Below are 16602 nucleotides of genomic sequence, written 5' to 3'. Positions count from 1 at the left end.
TTTGCTTAAACCATAAAAAAACCGAACTGCAAGTTCGGTCTTTAAAAATCTTAGTAGCTCAGAAGCTTAGTACCTTAGTACCTTAGTACCTTAGTACCTTAGAGACTTAGCACCTCAGAAGCTTAGCACCTTAATCCTGGATATACGTCTTATTACCATTTTTGTTAATATAGTATTTTCCGCCTCTTGGGCCTGTGTATACTTTTTTGCCATTGTATTCGCCAGTAACTTTATCTGGAACAGATGGCGCTTTTTCGTTAGTTTCTTTTAAAGTTTTAGTTGCCGATTTTTTGGCAGCTGTAGCATCTTTCTTAGCAGCGTCAGCTTTTGCGGTTGATTTTTTAGCTTCGGCTTTGGTTTTGTCTGCAGTGCTTTTAGCTTTATCAGCAGAACTTTTAGCTTTATCAGACGCTTCAGTAGCTTTTTTGGCATCAGCTTTAGCTTTTGCAGCTTCTTTGTCGGCCGTCTTTTTTGCAGCGTCAGCAGATTCTTTCTTTGCTTTAGATGAAGCTGCTTTTGCGTCATCTGCTGCTTTTTTAGATTTTGTGGCCTCTTTTTTGGCATCAGCCGAAGCTTTGTCGGCACTAGCTTTAGCTTTTTTTGCCGAAGTTTCTGTTTTGCTTTTCGTAGTTTTTGCAGTTGTTTCTTGTGCGTAAAAATTAGAAGAGAAAACAACTAATAAACAGATTAATACTAATTTTTTCATAAGGTTATACGTTTAAATTTCAATTAAAATTAAACAATTTATTGTCATCTTTTTCGCAGTGCCTTAAAAATATGCGCGCAGCTGAACGTTTCCTGTATGAATGGTAGATCCCGTCTCGCTTTTACGTCCTTGATAGTTTAAATTGACATCCAAAAAAGACGTAAGGTTCTTTTGCAGAAGCAGTTTCCAAACCAAATTCGATCCAGCTTGAAGCCCTTCCAGCATCTGAAAACCTACAGATGAGAATTCATTTCCGTTAAATTTATTTTGATAAAAAGAAAATTCTCCATTTACGGTTACTTTCTTTTCGCCTGCATAAGAAAAAGAAGTTCCGATTCTGTTTTGGTCTAAAGTTTCGAGATTTCCAATCTGATTTTTTTTGTTTTGAAGTTCATAAAAGAAATCCAATTTGGTGTTTTTTGAAAATAAATAACTGATTTTTGGCGCGATCTGCCAGCCGTTGATATCATAATTTTTTTCGACAAAATCTTCAGAAACCAAATCGGTTTTTATGGTTTTGGTAAACAAATTAAACAGCCAGCTTTTTTGATATAAATGCGTGTATTGAATTTGATGCGAATAATTCTTCACCTGCTGCGACCCAACAGAAAGCAGACTTTTACCTTTGTTGACCAAATAAGAATAGGTAACAGAATGTTTTTGCTTACCTCGGTTGTAGAATAAACTGTTTCTGAAACTCGAATTAAGTCCTAAAATATTCTCTTCTGACGAAGCAAACGGATTAAGTTCTAATTTTTCGCCATCGCTTTTCACCTTTCGATCCATTATAAAAGAAGTCTGATTGTAAAAATAAGACAGCAGTTTTTTAAACCCTTTTTCATTCTGCCATTGCAGCGGATTCAGAGTTAAAGATTGTGAAAATTTATTTTGGTTGGTTTTAATGTAAACTTGATTCGGCAAAAAGATCCTCACATATCGCGCCTGATCTTGGTAAACTGCAACTTCAAATTCCTCCAATTCCTGAATGCCGTTTCCATTGTAATCGTTCCAAGTGTAAACTCCCTGTCCTGTTGGCACTTCTACATACGTAAATTCTTGTTGGGCAATAGTTCCAGAACTGGTTTCGTACGCCGTTCCAATCTGCATTAACTGGTTAAAAAAACGGTCGTTGTATAAAACTCTCGAATTTAAAGAAGGCTCATTTTGTCTCGATTTGTCTGTAAAATCCAGATTTCGATAACTCGCATAAACCGCTAAATCGGTCTTTTTGGTTTGAATTAATTTCGACTTTAAATAATACGTCTGCGAATTATTTACGTGCTGTAATAATCCGTTTTGCAAACTGTCGTTGCGCCTTTGCAGAAAACCAACTTCGACAAAAACTTTGGTGCTGTCGCCTCGTCCAGTAAACACTCCATATTCTGAAAATCTTTGGCTTAAAGCCGAAAACTGATTGGTAACTTTATCTTTTTCCTGATTGTCTTCGAGCTGCATGCTGCCACCAATCCAGTTTTTGCCAAAATGATATTTTGCTCTAGTCTGATTTCTAATAAATTTTGAAGTCGAAGCGGTTGCATCAGAATTCAGAAAGCTTCCATTATTTTCGATTGTCCATCTTTTTAATTTGAACAGTGCATTTGTGGTATGTCTGGCTCCAGAGTAACTTTCGCTAAAATCTAGTTTCTCAAATTGATACGTCAGCAAACCAATATTTGAAGTTTTATTTTTCGAAAATAAATCAAAATTCAAACCCGTAACCAAAAGACTTTGATTGCCCAGAAGAGTTCCAGTTAAATTCCAGTCGCGATTAAATTCGATATTGTACAAACGTTCGATAGATTTAAAATCCTGCTGTACGAATTGATAATTCGCGAAAGCGTCTAAACTCCATTCTCTAGAAAACAGCCGTTTTTTAAGATTGGTTTTAAAAGCAACTCCTTGATTATTAGAATCGTCAATTCCAGAAAATAAATTCTGATCGTTATTGCTGACCGCCACCTCAAAATCGACCAATGTTTTCTCATTCGGATTGTATTTTCCTAAAAATGTCGCTACCTGAAGTTTCATTGGCGCCACAAGCTGTACAATAGGTTCGTAATTTCCTTGCAGAATTCCGTTTACCGGCTCAACATATTGATAAATACGTTCAACAGAATTATTATTTTGAATGATATAATTTCCAGCGTTTGCACCAACCTGACTGAATCTGACGTTATACAAAACATCAGCAGGATTGTTCGAATATTCGTAAACTTCAACCGAGTTGACCAATATTTTTCGATACAAAATTTTATTCTCGGCATAAGAATCTTCATAAGCAGAAGGCGCTTTCATCAAATTGACATCATCTCCAGCTTCACTTAAAATTTGAACTTGTTCCGGAGAAAGATTTTGTTGCAATGGCTGATTTTTCATATCATTTTCAGAATACAAATAACCGCCAAAACTCCAGTTTTTGTTCTCGTGCGTTGCACCCGCGTACGTAACCAATCGGTTGTAATTTCGTTCAGAATATTGGTATTCTACATTAATACGCATTTCAGAAGTAATCGTAAAAAGAGATGTAAAAACAATTTCTCCTGCATTGTAATCAATAACATAATCATTGTTTTCGCCGCGTTTCAGCAGAACGCCATTTACATAAACACGTTCAGAACCCGAAATTACAAGGACGTACAATTCGCCATTTTGGCCTTTTAATTTGTAAGGGCCTTGATTTCCTTCCTGACCAATGAAAGTACTTTTGGCATATTGACCTCTAACAAAAGCGACCGAAGCAAAAACATTGGTTTTGCTTTTTTCAGTATCAAAATCAAAACTTGCCGAAAGTCCTTGAACTTTTTTATTGAAACTCAAAAATTGGGTTTTCCTATTTTCTAAAAAGACATCGCCTGCGCGAATGTTCCAATCTTCGCTGAAAAGTTCTATGAAAATATTGTCAAACTGATCAAGTTTTTGAGAATAACCGCCATCTTGCAGCGGAATATTGCTGTCTTGAAGTGAAGCTCGCAAGCTTACTTTGTCTGAAAGTTTTCCTGTAATCTGCAGATCTAGATTAGAGTTTAAAACCGTACTCTGATTATTACCAACAGTTATTCCCCTTGTAATGCTTCCAGAAGTTTCCAATCCGTCAAAAGGAGTTACTTTTTTGGCATTTGAATTATTATCTATTCGATACAATTTATCAGTTCCAACGTCACCGCTTACAATCTGATCGGATTTGTAAAGGCTGTATTCTTTGGTTAAAAGTTCGGGATAATTAAGATAATTGACAATTAAAGTATCTGAAACCGATTGAAATTTTTCATTTAAAAGCAAATATCCTTTCTGGAAATTAACATTGTAAAAAGTCGAATCGATTGGCTCGTTTTTAGTATTCAGAATTTGAAAAAAACCAGAGTTGATAGACATTTTTTCAAGGCGGATGGTATCTTTTGAAACGATTACTTTTTTGGTTTTGTACAGCGATTCAGTTTCCTGAGCCTGAAGCGCAGAAAACCAGAACAAAACCGTCAAAAACAGTAATTTTTTCAACATAAATACTTTAACTCTAAAAAGCCAAAAGTAGTATTTATAATCAAGAAATTACGACGCTTTTATTTATTGAAAAACGAAGCCATTTTGTGATGATTTTCTCTCTTTTATAATGTAAAACAAAAAATAATTGCAGAAAAATTCTCCTGATAAGCCAATCTTTTTTTTAGCTTTGTTTACGATATAACTAACTTAAATTATGGATACTAGCAAAGAACTTTTATTCTTTTTTAGTGCTTTGGGAGCTTTTAACGGAATTATTCTCGGAGTTTATTTCTTCTTTTTTACTAAGAAAAAATACCTGACGAATTATTTTCTGGGTGCGCTTTTGTTTGCTCTGAGTATCCGAATCGGGAAATCTGTATTTGTATATTTTCATCCAGAATTGCCAAAAATGTATCTCCAGTTTGGCTTGACAGCTTGTTTCTTCATCGGACCTTGTTTGTATTATTTCATCAAATCGGCGGTGGATGAATTTCAGATAATGCCCAAATCATGGAAATTGATATTAGCATTTTGGGGCACTTTAATTGTCACAGTCGGCGTTTTTTATCCGTATGAATTGTATCCAAAACTTTGGAGCGGTTATTTTATAAGGATTATTTATTTGCAATGGTTTGTTTATATTCTATTTGCTGGTTTTGAACTTCGTACTGTTTTGAAAAAAATCCTGAGTAGAAAAGAAAAAACATCCCCTGCCGAAATGTGGTTTGGGATGCTTTTTTTGGGAAATTTTCTTTTATTTCTATTTTATTTTTTATCCATTATTGGAGCGCCAGGAGCAACTTACATAAGTGGAGCAGTGGTTTTTTCATTCATTTTGTATTTGGGAATTTCGATTCTTTTGTACAGAAAAAAAACAGACGATCTCTTTTTGTTGAATGGAAAGATTTCGAATAAAAAAATCGACTCAGCAGAAGCTGTAATGTGGTCTGAAAAACTCGAAAATGCCATGCACGAAAAGAGTTTGTATAAAAATCCAAACCTAACTCTTCAAGATTTGTCTCAAGAAATTAATATTTCGAGCCATCAGTTATCGCAGTTTTTAAACAATAATCTGGGGAAGAATTTTACCAGTTTTGTAAACGAATTTAGAGTAGCCGAAGCTTGCAAAATCATAGCTTCAAACAACAAACTGACTTTAGAATCGGTTGGTTATGATGTTGGATTTAATTCCAAATCCACTTTTTTTGCCGCTTTTAAAAAACATACCGGAACAACACCGCTAAACTATCAGCTTCAAGCTTTATAAAATTTGGATATGAGTATTGGTAAAGAAATAATATTTTTTTTGGGAGCATTAGGCGCTTTTAACGGATTTATTCTAAGTCTGTATTTTTTGTTCTTTACCAAGAAAAAATATGTTTCTAATTTATTTCTTGGGGCACTTTTATTGGTTTTAAGCATCAGAATTGCGGTTACGGTTTTCGTATATTTTAATAACGATCTTCCCAAAACATATTTGCAGATTGGGCTTTCGGCTTGTTTGCTAATTGGGCCGTTTTTGTATTACGTTTTAAAATCGGCGATTCATAAAACAGTTTCAAAACAATGGAAATGGCATTTAGGAATTTGGTTTTTGACAGTTTCGACTATCGGATTTTTTCTTCCGTATGAAAATTATCCTGTTTTATGGAATTATTGTTTTGTGGCTTTTATTTTCTTCCAATGGTTTTCGTACCTCTTTGTTTCTGGTTATGAAAGCCGTTTACTACTTCAAAAAATAATCTGGAATTATGAAAGTTCTTCTCCCGCAGAAAGATGGTTTACGGCTATTTTCTTTGGTAATGCAGCCGTATTCATTGCTTACTTTTTAGGATTTTCACGAGTTCCTTTTGTTTCCTGCATTACAGGGGCAATAGCTTTCACCTTTATTTTATATCTGATTATTTTGGTTCTGTTGCATCGAAAAAAAACCGATGATTTGTTCTTGATCAATAATCAGAAAAGCAAAAAAATAAGCGATGCAGATGCTGTCGTTATTTCTCAAAAACTAGAGAAAATTATGAATGAAAAAGCATTGTACAGAAATCCGAATTTGAGTTTAAAAGATTTATCGGAAGAAATTAATATGCCGAGCCATCAATTGTCTCAGTTTTTAAACAACAATTTAGGCAAGAACTTTACGAGTTATGTTAATGAATTTAGAATTGAAACCGCTTGCAGAATTATTTCGTCAAACAATAAACTGACTTTAGAGTCTGTTGGCTATGATGTTGGATTTAATTCGAAATCAACTTTCTTCGCAGCGTTCAAAAAACATACAGGAACAACTCCTTTAAATTATCAGCTACAAGAATTATCACTTAGATAAATTTAGTTTACAAGAATTATATTATTGACTCAAAGAAAGACAAAGACAACAAGAATAAAACTTTGCGTCTTAGCGCCTTTGCGCGATTATTTCGTATTTTATAAAGAAACCTTTGTAACTCTGTCACTTTGAATCTTTGTATCTCAAAAAAAAAGTCCTAATTTATAAATCCGTACTCCTGATTTCGCTTTCGATGACCTTATAACGCGATTTAGAACTGACTTTTGCTTCATCAAAGTCAAACTTAATCGCTAGAATTTTATGAGGTTTTTAATTTTAATTTTCGTTTTTATTTATTTCCTGATTTTTTCATCAATGGAAATAAAAGCACAAGCTGTAAAAAAAGTTACAGACAAATCCTATGTTAAAGAAAAGGATCTAATCATAAAAACAGTTCCAATAGCTGTTCGCGATACGATAATTCCCAACGATCAAGAACACAATAAATTAAATGAAGTTGTTATAAAAAGTCAGCCTTCATTATTAAAATACGGAGCCAATGGAAATATTGATGTCAATGTAAACGGAACGGTTCTGGCAACGAGCAGTTCGGTAAACGAATTATTGTCTAGAGTTCCAAACGTTGTGGTTGCCGACGGAGAAATCAGCGTACTCGGAAAGGGCGAGGCGATTATTTATCTTAACGGAATTTTGATTAATTACGAAAGATTTGCTGCAATTCCCGTTTCACAGATTCAGAAAATCGAAGTGATTTCGAATCCTTCTGCCAGGTACGATGCCGAAGGGAAAGCGGTTATCAATATTATCACCAAACAAAACAAAGAAAGTGGCATGATGGGAACTGCCAATCAGCACACATCGGTTTCTAAATTTGGCGGAACGAGCTACAATACGCTTATTGATTTTAGTTATTCTAAAGGAAAATTCTCTTTTATAACCAATTATGGTTTGCAGTTGGGAAGAAACCGCGAATTATTGTACACCACGAGAACGCGCCCAGATCCAGAAGATTATATGAAATCGGAATTGACGACCGACTGGAAAAGAAGGTTTAATAATTACTCAAATTTCGGATTCGGACTTCAGTATAGTTTTTCTCCAGACAATTATATTTCGCTGGCCTACAGCGGAAACGTAAATGATTTGGGCGGAATTACAGAAAGTCGAAATTCGATAACGAATAATTCTGGAAGCAGTTTTTACGCAACAGATGTAGACCGAAATGATGTTTTACTGAACCAATTTGTCAATTTAAATTATAATATGAAAACCGATCCCAAAGGGTCAACACTATTTATTGGTTCGCAATATTCCAATTACAACCAAACGATTGGTGATTTTATTGAAGAAAATAGTTGGGCAGACGAAACAGCAGATAAAAGATATTTGAAGAATAATGTAGGAAGTCGAATTAATATTATCGCGATTCAAACGGATTATTCGAAGAAAATAAATGAAAAAACAAAGCTAGAAATAGGAGCAAAGTTCAGTCATGCCACAATAAAATCGGGAACAGATTTCCTGATTGCCGATGCGGATGATATGGATTATGAATTGGACGACGAACTTTCGAGTGATTTTGAATACAATGAAAAAATTACAGCGGCTTATTTCAATTATGTTGGATCTTGGGGAGAAAAAGTCAATTTTTCAGTTGGAGCAAGGGCAGAACGAACCAATTATAATCTGTTTACAAACGCCAACGGAATTCAGAAATTTGAAAAAGCGTACGGCAACTTTTTTCCCAACGTGCTTTTAAATTTTAATTTTTCAGAAGAATGGAAAGGGCATTTCTCTTATGCGTCCAGAATAACCAGACCGAGATATCAGGCTTTAAATCCGTATGTGATTTATCAAGATCCGTTTACGACCATTGAAGGGAATCCGAATCTGCTTCCAGAAAAAACGCATGCTTTTGAAATAGGCACGATGTACAAAAAATTCGATTTTAAAATTGGCTATACTTATAAAATTGACCCGATTTCTGCGGCAGCTTTACGTGGCGACACGCCAAATAGTTATATTCTGAGAGCTTTAAATCTAGAAAAAGGACATGTGTTTTTTACATCGCTTTCGAGATCCTTCAATCTCAAATGGTGGAATTCTACCAATACCATAAGCATGAACTTAACCAAATCGGTTGACAATTTTTATGAATTTGAATTCAGTCCCGTAAAACCTCAGTTTTATTTGTATTCGAATAACACCTTTACGATTCCGAAATTTTTTAAACTCCAGCTTTTGGCTTGGTACTTAGGAGATCGCAGCTACGGATTGGGAAGCGAAAACAGCCGTTCGACCGTAACTTTGGGAATAGAAAGAAACTTTTTTAAAGATGCTTTAAGACTTAATTTTTCTGCCAATGATATTTTTCACAAGTTTATGGTTTCTGGAGATTACAATGTCGGACAAACCCAGATTTATTATCACCGAACGTATACGAGTAATTACTTTAAACTGATAGCAACCTACAATTTTGGAGATTCGAAAAAGACTACTTATAAAAAATCTGAAATTGAGCAATCGGAGAATAATAGGGCGAGGTAAGTTATACGCTTAAGTTATATTCACCATTGTTGTAGCTTTCAATTATTTTTTTGCTATTAGCCATATCTTTTTCTAAAACTTTTAAAATTGCAGGACTATTTCCTCCTGCAGAAACAGACCAAGGTTGAATATTTGACATGTATTCATTAGTAATAAAAGCTGAAATGCCATTGTTTTCCAATAGATTTTTAATATTCATCGTTTCAATATAAGAACCTCTAAAAATTTCTATCATTGTTTTTCGTGTTTTTCAACTTAATACATATGTTTGTTTGGTAAATAGCACTGATTAAAGCTATTGTTGTTGGTAACCATGGGTTAAAATCAATTTTTTTTATGAAATACAATATGCATAAAAGAATTGTAAATAGTAAAAAGAAATAGATTGTAATTAATTTTACTATAGGAGTAATCATAAGATTTAATTTAATAGTTGTTCATTCCAATATTCACTATAAAAATTATTGGATTTCATGAGCTTTTCATGATTGCCAAATTCAGATATAGTTTTATTTTCTATTATATAAATAGTATCGGCTATGTTTTTGAGTTTGTTCAAACGATGAGAAATAAATAATATGGCGCAATCTGTTTTTATTTTTTTCAACAATTGCATGGTAAAGTTTTCCGTATTTCTGTCCATTGCAGAAGTTGCTTCGTCAAGAATTATAAACTGTGGCTTTTTGTATAAAACCCTTGCTAAGGCAATAATTTGCTTTTGCCCGCCACTTAAATTAATTCCTTCTTCTCCAACAATTGTTAGTAGACCTTGAGGCAGTTGATTAAAGTAAAAATCAAATCCAAACTCTTGAATAAAAGCTAAAATGCTTTCAGATGTATCTATAGTTCCAAGAAGAATATTGTCAATTACAGTCCCGTTAAATATGGTAATTTCTTGAGGAATTACGGCTAACAAATCTCTATAGTTTTTAAGGCTGATATCTTGAAGCCTATATGTATTGTTAACTATAATATTTCCATTTTCGAAATTGTAAAAACGCTGTAAAATTTGCCCTAACGTACTTTTTCCGTTTCCGCTTTCACCAACAATGGCAACAAATTTCCCTTTTTCAATTTCGATATTTATGTTCCGAAAAAGTTCGATTCTTCCAGCAAATCTGAATGAAAGATTTTGAATACAAATGGTGTTAATCTCAAAAATTTCTTGTCCTTGTTCACTTTCCTTTTCGATTGAGGCAAATTCATACATCCTATTGAATGCAATTTTAGCTTCATTTATAGGAATTGAAATTAAAGCTAGGTTTGCAATTGATGGAAGCAATGAGCCAACAATTCCTAGAATAGCCATTAATTCACCAATTTTAATTTCTTTGCTAAAAACCTGAATAGAAGTATAAATTAAAATGCCAATAATAAATGCAACGTTTGCTAAACCAGATTGCCAAGATAAGCTAATATTGATTTTTCCAAGATTAAAAATTTTCTCTTGGTAAACAGAAAAAATGGTCTGATTTAATTTTTCAAAAACTGATTCTTTATTGTCAATTTTAACAGCAGCAATTCCTTGAATTGTATTGATGAAATTACTTTCGTTTATTGCAGAACTTTGCATAATCTCTTTTTGGGACAGCAAGATTTTTTTATTGTTTCTATAGATTATAAAAAAATATACAGGAATGCTTAAGAGGCAAATTATTCCGAGTTGCCAAGAGTAAGAAAATAAGAAAACCGTCGAGATGATTGTAACTAATATATCGATTATTAAAGAACTTGTTAGTATTTTGATCACATTCTGTATGCGTTGCGTATCATTTAACCTTGAAACGAGTTCTCCTGTTTTTCTATTGTCAAAAAAAGGTTTTGGTAAGTGTAACAATGAAGAAAAGAAAAAAAGATTTATCCTGGTATTAAAATCTTTAGATTGTCTAAGTAAAAAATACTGTCTTAGAATAGCTATTCCAACACGAGCGGTGAGTAAGATAGTTAACAGAATAATACCAGAAACTAATTTGTTGATATTGTTTGAAGGTAAAATATCATCAATTAATTTTTGAGAAAAGAGTGCCATTGCCAATCCTAAACCTGCAACAAAAACACCCAGTATAATAGAAATCCAAATTAGTTTATAATCTTCTTTTAGTAAATCTATAAACCATTTTCGTTGCTTATTTCGTTCTTCTTTTTTAGTAATAAAATTTTCGTTTGGTTCAAGTGTCAGACAAGTTTTAGAAATCCAAAAATTTTCTAATTGCTCTATTGATAAATTGTAAATTCCTACTGCGGAGTCGCCAATTAAAAAGCCATCTTTCTTAGAGTATTGATAGCAAAGTACATAATGTTCTAACTGATTTTCGATTAATAGATGGAGAATGACAGGTTTATTATGTTCAATCAAGGAGTTTATATCAGCTTCACAACCTTCTGCAGTAAAACCTAATTTATTAGCAGCTTGAAATAAACCCAGCATTGTTGTGCCTTGTTTTGTCGTGCCACTTAATTCTCTTATTTTTTCTAAAGAACTATTGCCATTATATAATTTTATAATAGACAATAAGCAAGATGGACCGCAATCAGATTGATCTAATTGTAAGGTGTGCGTTTTTGAAATTTGTTTTAAGTCTAACATGGGGCTTTATTCTCCGTTTAATTTTTTAATCAAAAATTCAGGTTTTGTCTGACCTTTAATTTTTTCTATTAGTTTTTGATTTTTATCATAAAGAACAAAGCAAGGCAGTGAGTTTACATCAAATGTAGAAGCAAAAGTAACTTTGCCGTCATGTAGAAAATGAATGTTATCATAATTATTCAATTTATATTGTTGTGCAAATTTTTTTATTCGATTTGGATTTTCAAATGATACAAAGATGATTTGAATGTCTCTAAACTTTTTAATATTTTGACTAAACATCTTTGCTTCTTCATTGCAGTAATCGCAGTCGGTATTGAAGTAAATGAAAATTACAGGAGTATTCTTTTTTAAATTGTTATTGTAGAAATTCCCTCCATTAATATTTAGATAGGAGAATTTGGGAATAGTTTTGATTTTCTGCTGAATTTCTTTTTTATGAGTAATCTTAGAAATTATCTCATAACCTAAAAAGATAAAAATGCTGGCGAATAATAAGGCAAATATAATTTTGAGCAATTTTCTCATTTTTCTTGCTTCTCTTTTAAAAGTGCTATTATAATTAGTAAGATCATAGGAACAATTCCTAAAAAGGTCTGAAGTAATTCAGTGTCATAATAGAAGTAATTGAAAATGTATAATATAATCATGATGCAGGCTGATACGAAAATAAATTTTTTTAAAGTTGACATACTAACTATAATTCAGTGTGAAAAACATGACTGTTGCTACCCATAAAACCAAGGCAGGGATATAACTTATTCCGACGATTTTTAGACCATAATCAGTATTTGTGTGGGTTAATTTTCCAATTTCAAATCCTAAATAAATTATGTAGAAAACCTCAAATAGGTTTAAAACCTGAAATGGGTAAATAAACCATGTTTCTAATCCTTTATAGCCAACAATGTTAAGTGCAGATAACGGATAGAAATTTTGGATATCATTTAAATTGTAATTGGTTTGAAAAAAGTAAAACCACAAAATTTTTAGAATAGGCACTAATACAAAAATGAACTCAACTTTTATAGTTATGTCCCATAATTGAGTATATTTTGTTTCCTTATCAGATAAGAACAAACCAGTATATAAGATCGTGGATATTATTATAGTTTTGATTAGAATTAACAAAGGGATATATAGATAAGTTAGCCAATGCCATTTATCTTGATATTCTAAAATGTTATTTATTTCTCTTTGTGTTAAAAAGTCAGACAGAAAATGTTGAAGTAATCCTTTTATGTTTAGTAGACTGTTTGTTATTTTATTAATAAGCACAAATGCTATAGCTAGAATTATAAACTTAAAAAGTGAACTGTATATTTTTTTTGTATTAGAGGTTTTGGAGTTGTAAGTACTTTTTACTGACATAAAAAGAAAAGTTAAGTATATATTTTTTGTAGATAGCATTATCCTTTAAAGGACAATGCTATTCTATTTGTATCATTAAAATTGTTTTTATTTCTAACTGTTATAACTTTTCTTTGTGATTCTTTTTTAGAGCATTTATGTATCCTATAAAAATTGCTATTGAGGATAAAAATGGTCCTATTGAATATCTGAAATCTGAAAATTTTAAATCATCAAAATTTTTTCTTTCAAATAGCCAACTTAAGGTTAAGCCTAAATAAAATAAGGAAATCACAAGTAAAATGAACAGTATGTTTTTGTTAATTTTCATGATTTTTGAAGTCTAATTGAAATTACTGTCTTTTAGTGTTTTAGCGGTTAGTTTGATTTTTAACGACAACTTGCCCCCCACTGAGCAGAAGCATATATGAAGGCAGCTGCTCCGATTCCTGCTCCAACAACAGAAGCACCACCAGCTACTAAACCTGCAAATCCTAGTGCCAGACCAACGGATGCTCCTGCACAACTTGTTAAAAAACCTCCACCACCATCACCTTCTTGTGGAGGTGGATGATATGCTACTTTTGTACCACCTTGTAAATTTTCCATCTGAGTTAATTCTAATTTTTTCATAGTCATAAAATTTATTGGTTAATATTTGATTTATTATTGATTACAAATTTATATAGCGTCAGAAAAATGTCTTAGTCGAAAGTCGGTTATTAAAAACCTAAATTCGAATAATTATAAAACAATTCTTGTTTTTACATTTGTTTTTTTAAATTGTTAATCATGATTATTTATTCTAATAGTTAAAAAATTAATTTGCTCTTTGTATTTCATCTTGGTTTCCAGGTTTTCTTTGCTTTATACCAAGTTTAGTAGATCCAAGTTTATATAGCACAGAAAACCTTATGCTTTGGGTGTCATAATATTGCTTAAAACTCTGATCAACCCCATTTGCAGTGTAACTCATAGTTACTCTATCAGATTTTAAAATATTATTGAATGATAATGCTAATTGCAATCTCTTATCTAAGTAGAAATGTTTTAATGATATATCTAGACTTGAAGCAGGGGATTTTTTTAACTTGAAGGGATTTTGATTTTATATCATACCAATAAAATCCTTCTATAAAAAATGTTTTCGTTTTGTTTACAGTAAACGTATGGCGAGTTTCAAAGCCACCACCCATTCCTGAGCCTTCGCTCTCTATTATGGGTATATGGCTTTTATATTCAACATAATAAAAATAAATGCTAGAGACTGTAGACCATCGTTTATTAAAATCGAAATTTATAGACTCATCTAGGTTTATTCTATTATAATCGGCATAATTTTCCCATGTGGAAACTTGTGTATTATCTAGTTCTGGAATGTTAATTTGACTAATGTTATTTTTGCCAATTGTATAGCTGGCAGAGCTTATAAAAATATCCTTATAACTATGTTTTACTTCGGTATTATATACGAAGGATGGTTGCAAAAAAGGATTACCAAATACATAATTATTTATAGAATTATATCTTCTGGCTGGATTTACATAATCATATCCTGGACGATTAATCCTTCTGTTCAAAGAAAATGAGAATGAATTATTGTCATTTACGGTGTATGTTGAAAACAGAGTTGGGAAAAATTTAGAATAATGTGTTTTATTAGTTTGATTATCAGTAATGAATGTTCCTTTGGTTTGAGTGTTTTCAAAACGCAAACCAATTTTAAATTCCCATTTTTTTATTTTTTTGTTTGCTGAAAAATAAACAGACTGAGTATTTTCCTGATAGTTAAATTGAGTTTTTTGATTCATAATATCCTCATTTAAGATATTATCATAAAAAAGAACATTTACATCACTATCAGTATTAATAAAACTAACCTTCCCTCCATATTCATAATTTGCAAAAAGACTAGGATTAGTAAAGTCAATTTTGCCAGTATAATTTTTTATTTTGAAATTACTTTCATTAATAACATTATTGTCAAGAATGATATTATTATCCTGATCGAAGACTGCTGAATTGAATGGATTTGTTTTATTATTTTTATAACTCAAAAAATCTAAGTCAAATGACATTAACTTTTCTTTTTCATTTAATTTCGTAACTCCATTTACATTTAAAGAAGACCTGTAAATGTTTACTTTAGAATTGCCATTTGAAAAATAACTATTTTCAAGAGTATCTGTTTGCTTATTAGTTACAATAGATTTACTATAATCGTAGTTTGTTGGGTTATTTATTGTAGCAATATACTGTACTCCAAGAGTGGTCTTGTCAGTAACTTTATAGTTTACTGAAAGGGTAGGTATAACTAATGCGGTATTATTCACATTGTGCGAATACACTTTCCAGAAAGATAAAGGATAATCATATTTAATGTCATTTTCATAAATTGTTTTAGATTTATTAAAACCTAAATCTGCTAAGAAGCTTATTTGTTTCTTTTGAAATGAAAAATTTGCACCTATATTATCTGAAAAATATGTCGCTTGCTTCATTGTATTTCTAAAAGTCGCATTCCAGCTATCATTTTTAGGCTTTTTTAATTTAATATTAATCAAACCGCTGTTTCCTTCTGCATCATATTTTGCTGGAGGTGTTGTTATGATTTCAATAGATTTTATATTATCTGATGAAATAGATTTTAGGTAATTAATAAGACCCTCTCCAGAAAGCTGAACTAACCTATCGTCGACCATTAATCCGACACCACTTTTTCCGATCATAGAAACGGTCTCATTTTGTACACGAATTCCTGGAGCAACCTTTAAAGCATCTAAAGCATCTCCTCCTGATGCAGCAATACTGTTCTCAACATTAAAAACAAGTCTGTCAACTTTTCTCTCTATAAGTTTCTTCTTTGAAGTTACTACGACTTGTTGTAATTGTTTTGCCTCTTCTATTAACTGAATATTTCCTAAGTCGATATTCTTAACAACTGTTAAATTTCTGATATTAGCTAATTTCCCAATTTGCCTGATTTGTAAAATATAATCGCCCGACTTAACTTCAATGTGGAAATATCCCTTTTCATTGGAAAACGAGCTTTTTTCAACAGTACTATCTTTTGTCAGAACAATAGCTTCAGCAAATTCTATTGGTGTGGAATTTGAATCAATAACTTTGCCTGTGATTTTTATTTGCGAAAATGATGTCATCGGTAACATTACTATTATTATAAAGAGTTTTATTGTAATACTTTTTCCTTTCAACTTTTGATTCATTTTTTTTTATTCTGTATTTATTTTTAAAAATTTAAATTCGCGATAGCCCCATTAAAAAAAGACATTGCTAATTGTTAGACTACAAATTCAAATTATTTAACTTATATGATGATTTATGATTATTCGTTTTTTTTCATAATAACAATTTTAGAGACGATTTTCTTGAATTATATCTTGAATAAGGTGAGAATTAAGTGATTGAATTTTGATAAAATCTTTGCATCATCCAATCTACCACTAAATGGATTCAGTGGACAATTATCTTTAAATTGTGTATTTTTATAATTATTTAAAATTTTGGAGTTATGGCCTATTGTTTTTCAAATTTATGAAATGTAAGAAAAACCCTAAGTCGAATATCGGTTATTAAAAACCTAAATTCGAATAATTGTAAAACAATTCTTATATTTACATT

The 16602-nt window shown here is 31.7% G+C and carries 13 protein-coding genes; 3 read left to right on the top strand and 10 right to left on the bottom strand.

Features of this window, described 5'->3' with window-relative positions; genetic code table 11:
- Positions 1 to 130: 130 nt before the first annotated feature.
- Together AC3E9W_RS00360 and AC3E9W_RS00355 are read right to left on the bottom strand one after the other, a co-directional pair.
- Positions 131 to 706 (bottom strand): hypothetical protein, encoded by a 576-nt coding sequence (locus tag AC3E9W_RS00360; RefSeq protein ID WP_488766191.1) that lies wholly within the window; start codon positions 704 to 706, stop codon positions 131 to 133.
- A 63-nt stretch (positions 707 to 769) separates the two neighbouring features.
- Complete coding sequence (locus AC3E9W_RS00355; RefSeq protein WP_488766190.1) at positions 770 to 4204, bottom strand: DUF8818 domain-containing protein; 3435 nt, start codon at positions 4202 to 4204, stop codon at positions 770 to 772.
- Positions 4205 to 4400: 196 nt separating this feature from the next.
- On the opposite strand from AC3E9W_RS00355, the gene AC3E9W_RS00350 reads away from it, so the two are divergent.
- The 3 genes from AC3E9W_RS00350 to AC3E9W_RS00340 all read left to right on the top strand — a co-directional run bounded on the left by AC3E9W_RS00350 (position 4401) and on the right by AC3E9W_RS00340 (position 9023).
- A complete protein-coding gene (locus AC3E9W_RS00350; RefSeq protein WP_488766189.1) occupies positions 4401 to 5453 on the top strand; it encodes a helix-turn-helix domain-containing protein in 1053 nt (350 codons plus the stop codon).
- A 9-nt stretch (positions 5454 to 5462) separates the two neighbouring features.
- On the top strand, positions 5463 to 6515 hold the full coding sequence (locus tag AC3E9W_RS00345; RefSeq protein ID WP_488766187.1) for a helix-turn-helix domain-containing protein: 1053 nt from the start codon (positions 5463 to 5465) through the stop codon (positions 6513 to 6515).
- Between the two features lie 315 nt (positions 6516 to 6830).
- Positions 6831 to 9023 carry a TonB-dependent receptor domain-containing protein gene (locus AC3E9W_RS00340; RefSeq protein WP_488766185.1) on the top strand — a complete coding sequence of 731 codons (2193 nt, stop codon included), beginning with the start codon at positions 6831 to 6833 and terminating at the stop codon, positions 9021 to 9023.
- A 1-nt stretch (position 9024) separates the two neighbouring features.
- Here the strand turns inward: AC3E9W_RS00340 and AC3E9W_RS00335 are convergent, their stop codons facing one another.
- The 8 genes from AC3E9W_RS00335 to AC3E9W_RS00300 all read right to left on the bottom strand — a co-directional run bounded on the left by AC3E9W_RS00335 (position 9025) and on the right by AC3E9W_RS00300 (position 16187).
- Positions 9025 to 9258: a putative signal transducing protein gene (locus AC3E9W_RS00335; protein ID WP_456894875.1), complete on the bottom strand. Its 234-nt coding sequence runs from the start codon at positions 9256 to 9258 to the stop codon at positions 9025 to 9027.
- A gap of 186 nt (positions 9259 to 9444) precedes the next feature.
- The gene (locus tag AC3E9W_RS00330; protein WP_488766183.1) at positions 9445 to 11610 is read right to left on the bottom strand and encodes a peptidase domain-containing ABC transporter; all 2166 of its coding nucleotides are present in this window, start codon (positions 11608 to 11610) and stop codon (positions 9445 to 9447) included.
- Positions 11611 to 11616: 6 nt separating this feature from the next.
- On the bottom strand, positions 11617 to 12138 hold the full coding sequence (locus AC3E9W_RS00325; RefSeq protein WP_488766181.1) for a TlpA family protein disulfide reductase: 522 nt from the start codon (positions 12136 to 12138) through the stop codon (positions 11617 to 11619).
- 165 nt (positions 12139 to 12303) lie between these two features.
- A complete protein-coding gene (locus tag AC3E9W_RS00320) occupies positions 12304 to 12981 on the bottom strand; it encodes a hypothetical protein (protein WP_488766179.1) in 678 nt (225 codons plus the stop codon).
- 100 nt (positions 12982 to 13081) lie between these two features.
- Positions 13082 to 13291 (bottom strand): hypothetical protein, encoded by a 210-nt coding sequence (locus tag AC3E9W_RS00315; RefSeq protein ID WP_488766177.1) that lies wholly within the window; start codon positions 13289 to 13291, stop codon positions 13082 to 13084.
- Positions 13292 to 13350: 59 nt separating this feature from the next.
- The gene (locus AC3E9W_RS00310) at positions 13351 to 13569 is read right to left on the bottom strand and encodes a hypothetical protein (protein ID WP_488766175.1); all 219 of its coding nucleotides are present in this window, start codon (positions 13567 to 13569) and stop codon (positions 13351 to 13353) included.
- A gap of 211 nt (positions 13570 to 13780) precedes the next feature.
- Positions 13781 to 14020, bottom strand: a complete 240-nt coding sequence (locus AC3E9W_RS00305) for a hypothetical protein (RefSeq protein ID WP_488767284.1) — start codon at positions 14018 to 14020, stop codon at positions 13781 to 13783.
- Complete coding sequence (locus AC3E9W_RS00300; RefSeq protein ID WP_488766173.1) at positions 13992 to 16187, bottom strand: outer membrane beta-barrel protein; 2196 nt, start codon at positions 16185 to 16187, stop codon at positions 13992 to 13994. Before AC3E9W_RS00300 ends, AC3E9W_RS00305 begins: the two co-directional genes overlap by 29 nt.
- Positions 16188 to 16602 lie beyond the last annotated feature (415 nt).

The organism is Flavobacterium sp. 38, assembly GCF_057799715.1.
The sequence above is the reverse complement of the archived record's forward strand: the minus strand, read 5'-3'. Positions and strand labels throughout refer to the sequence as shown.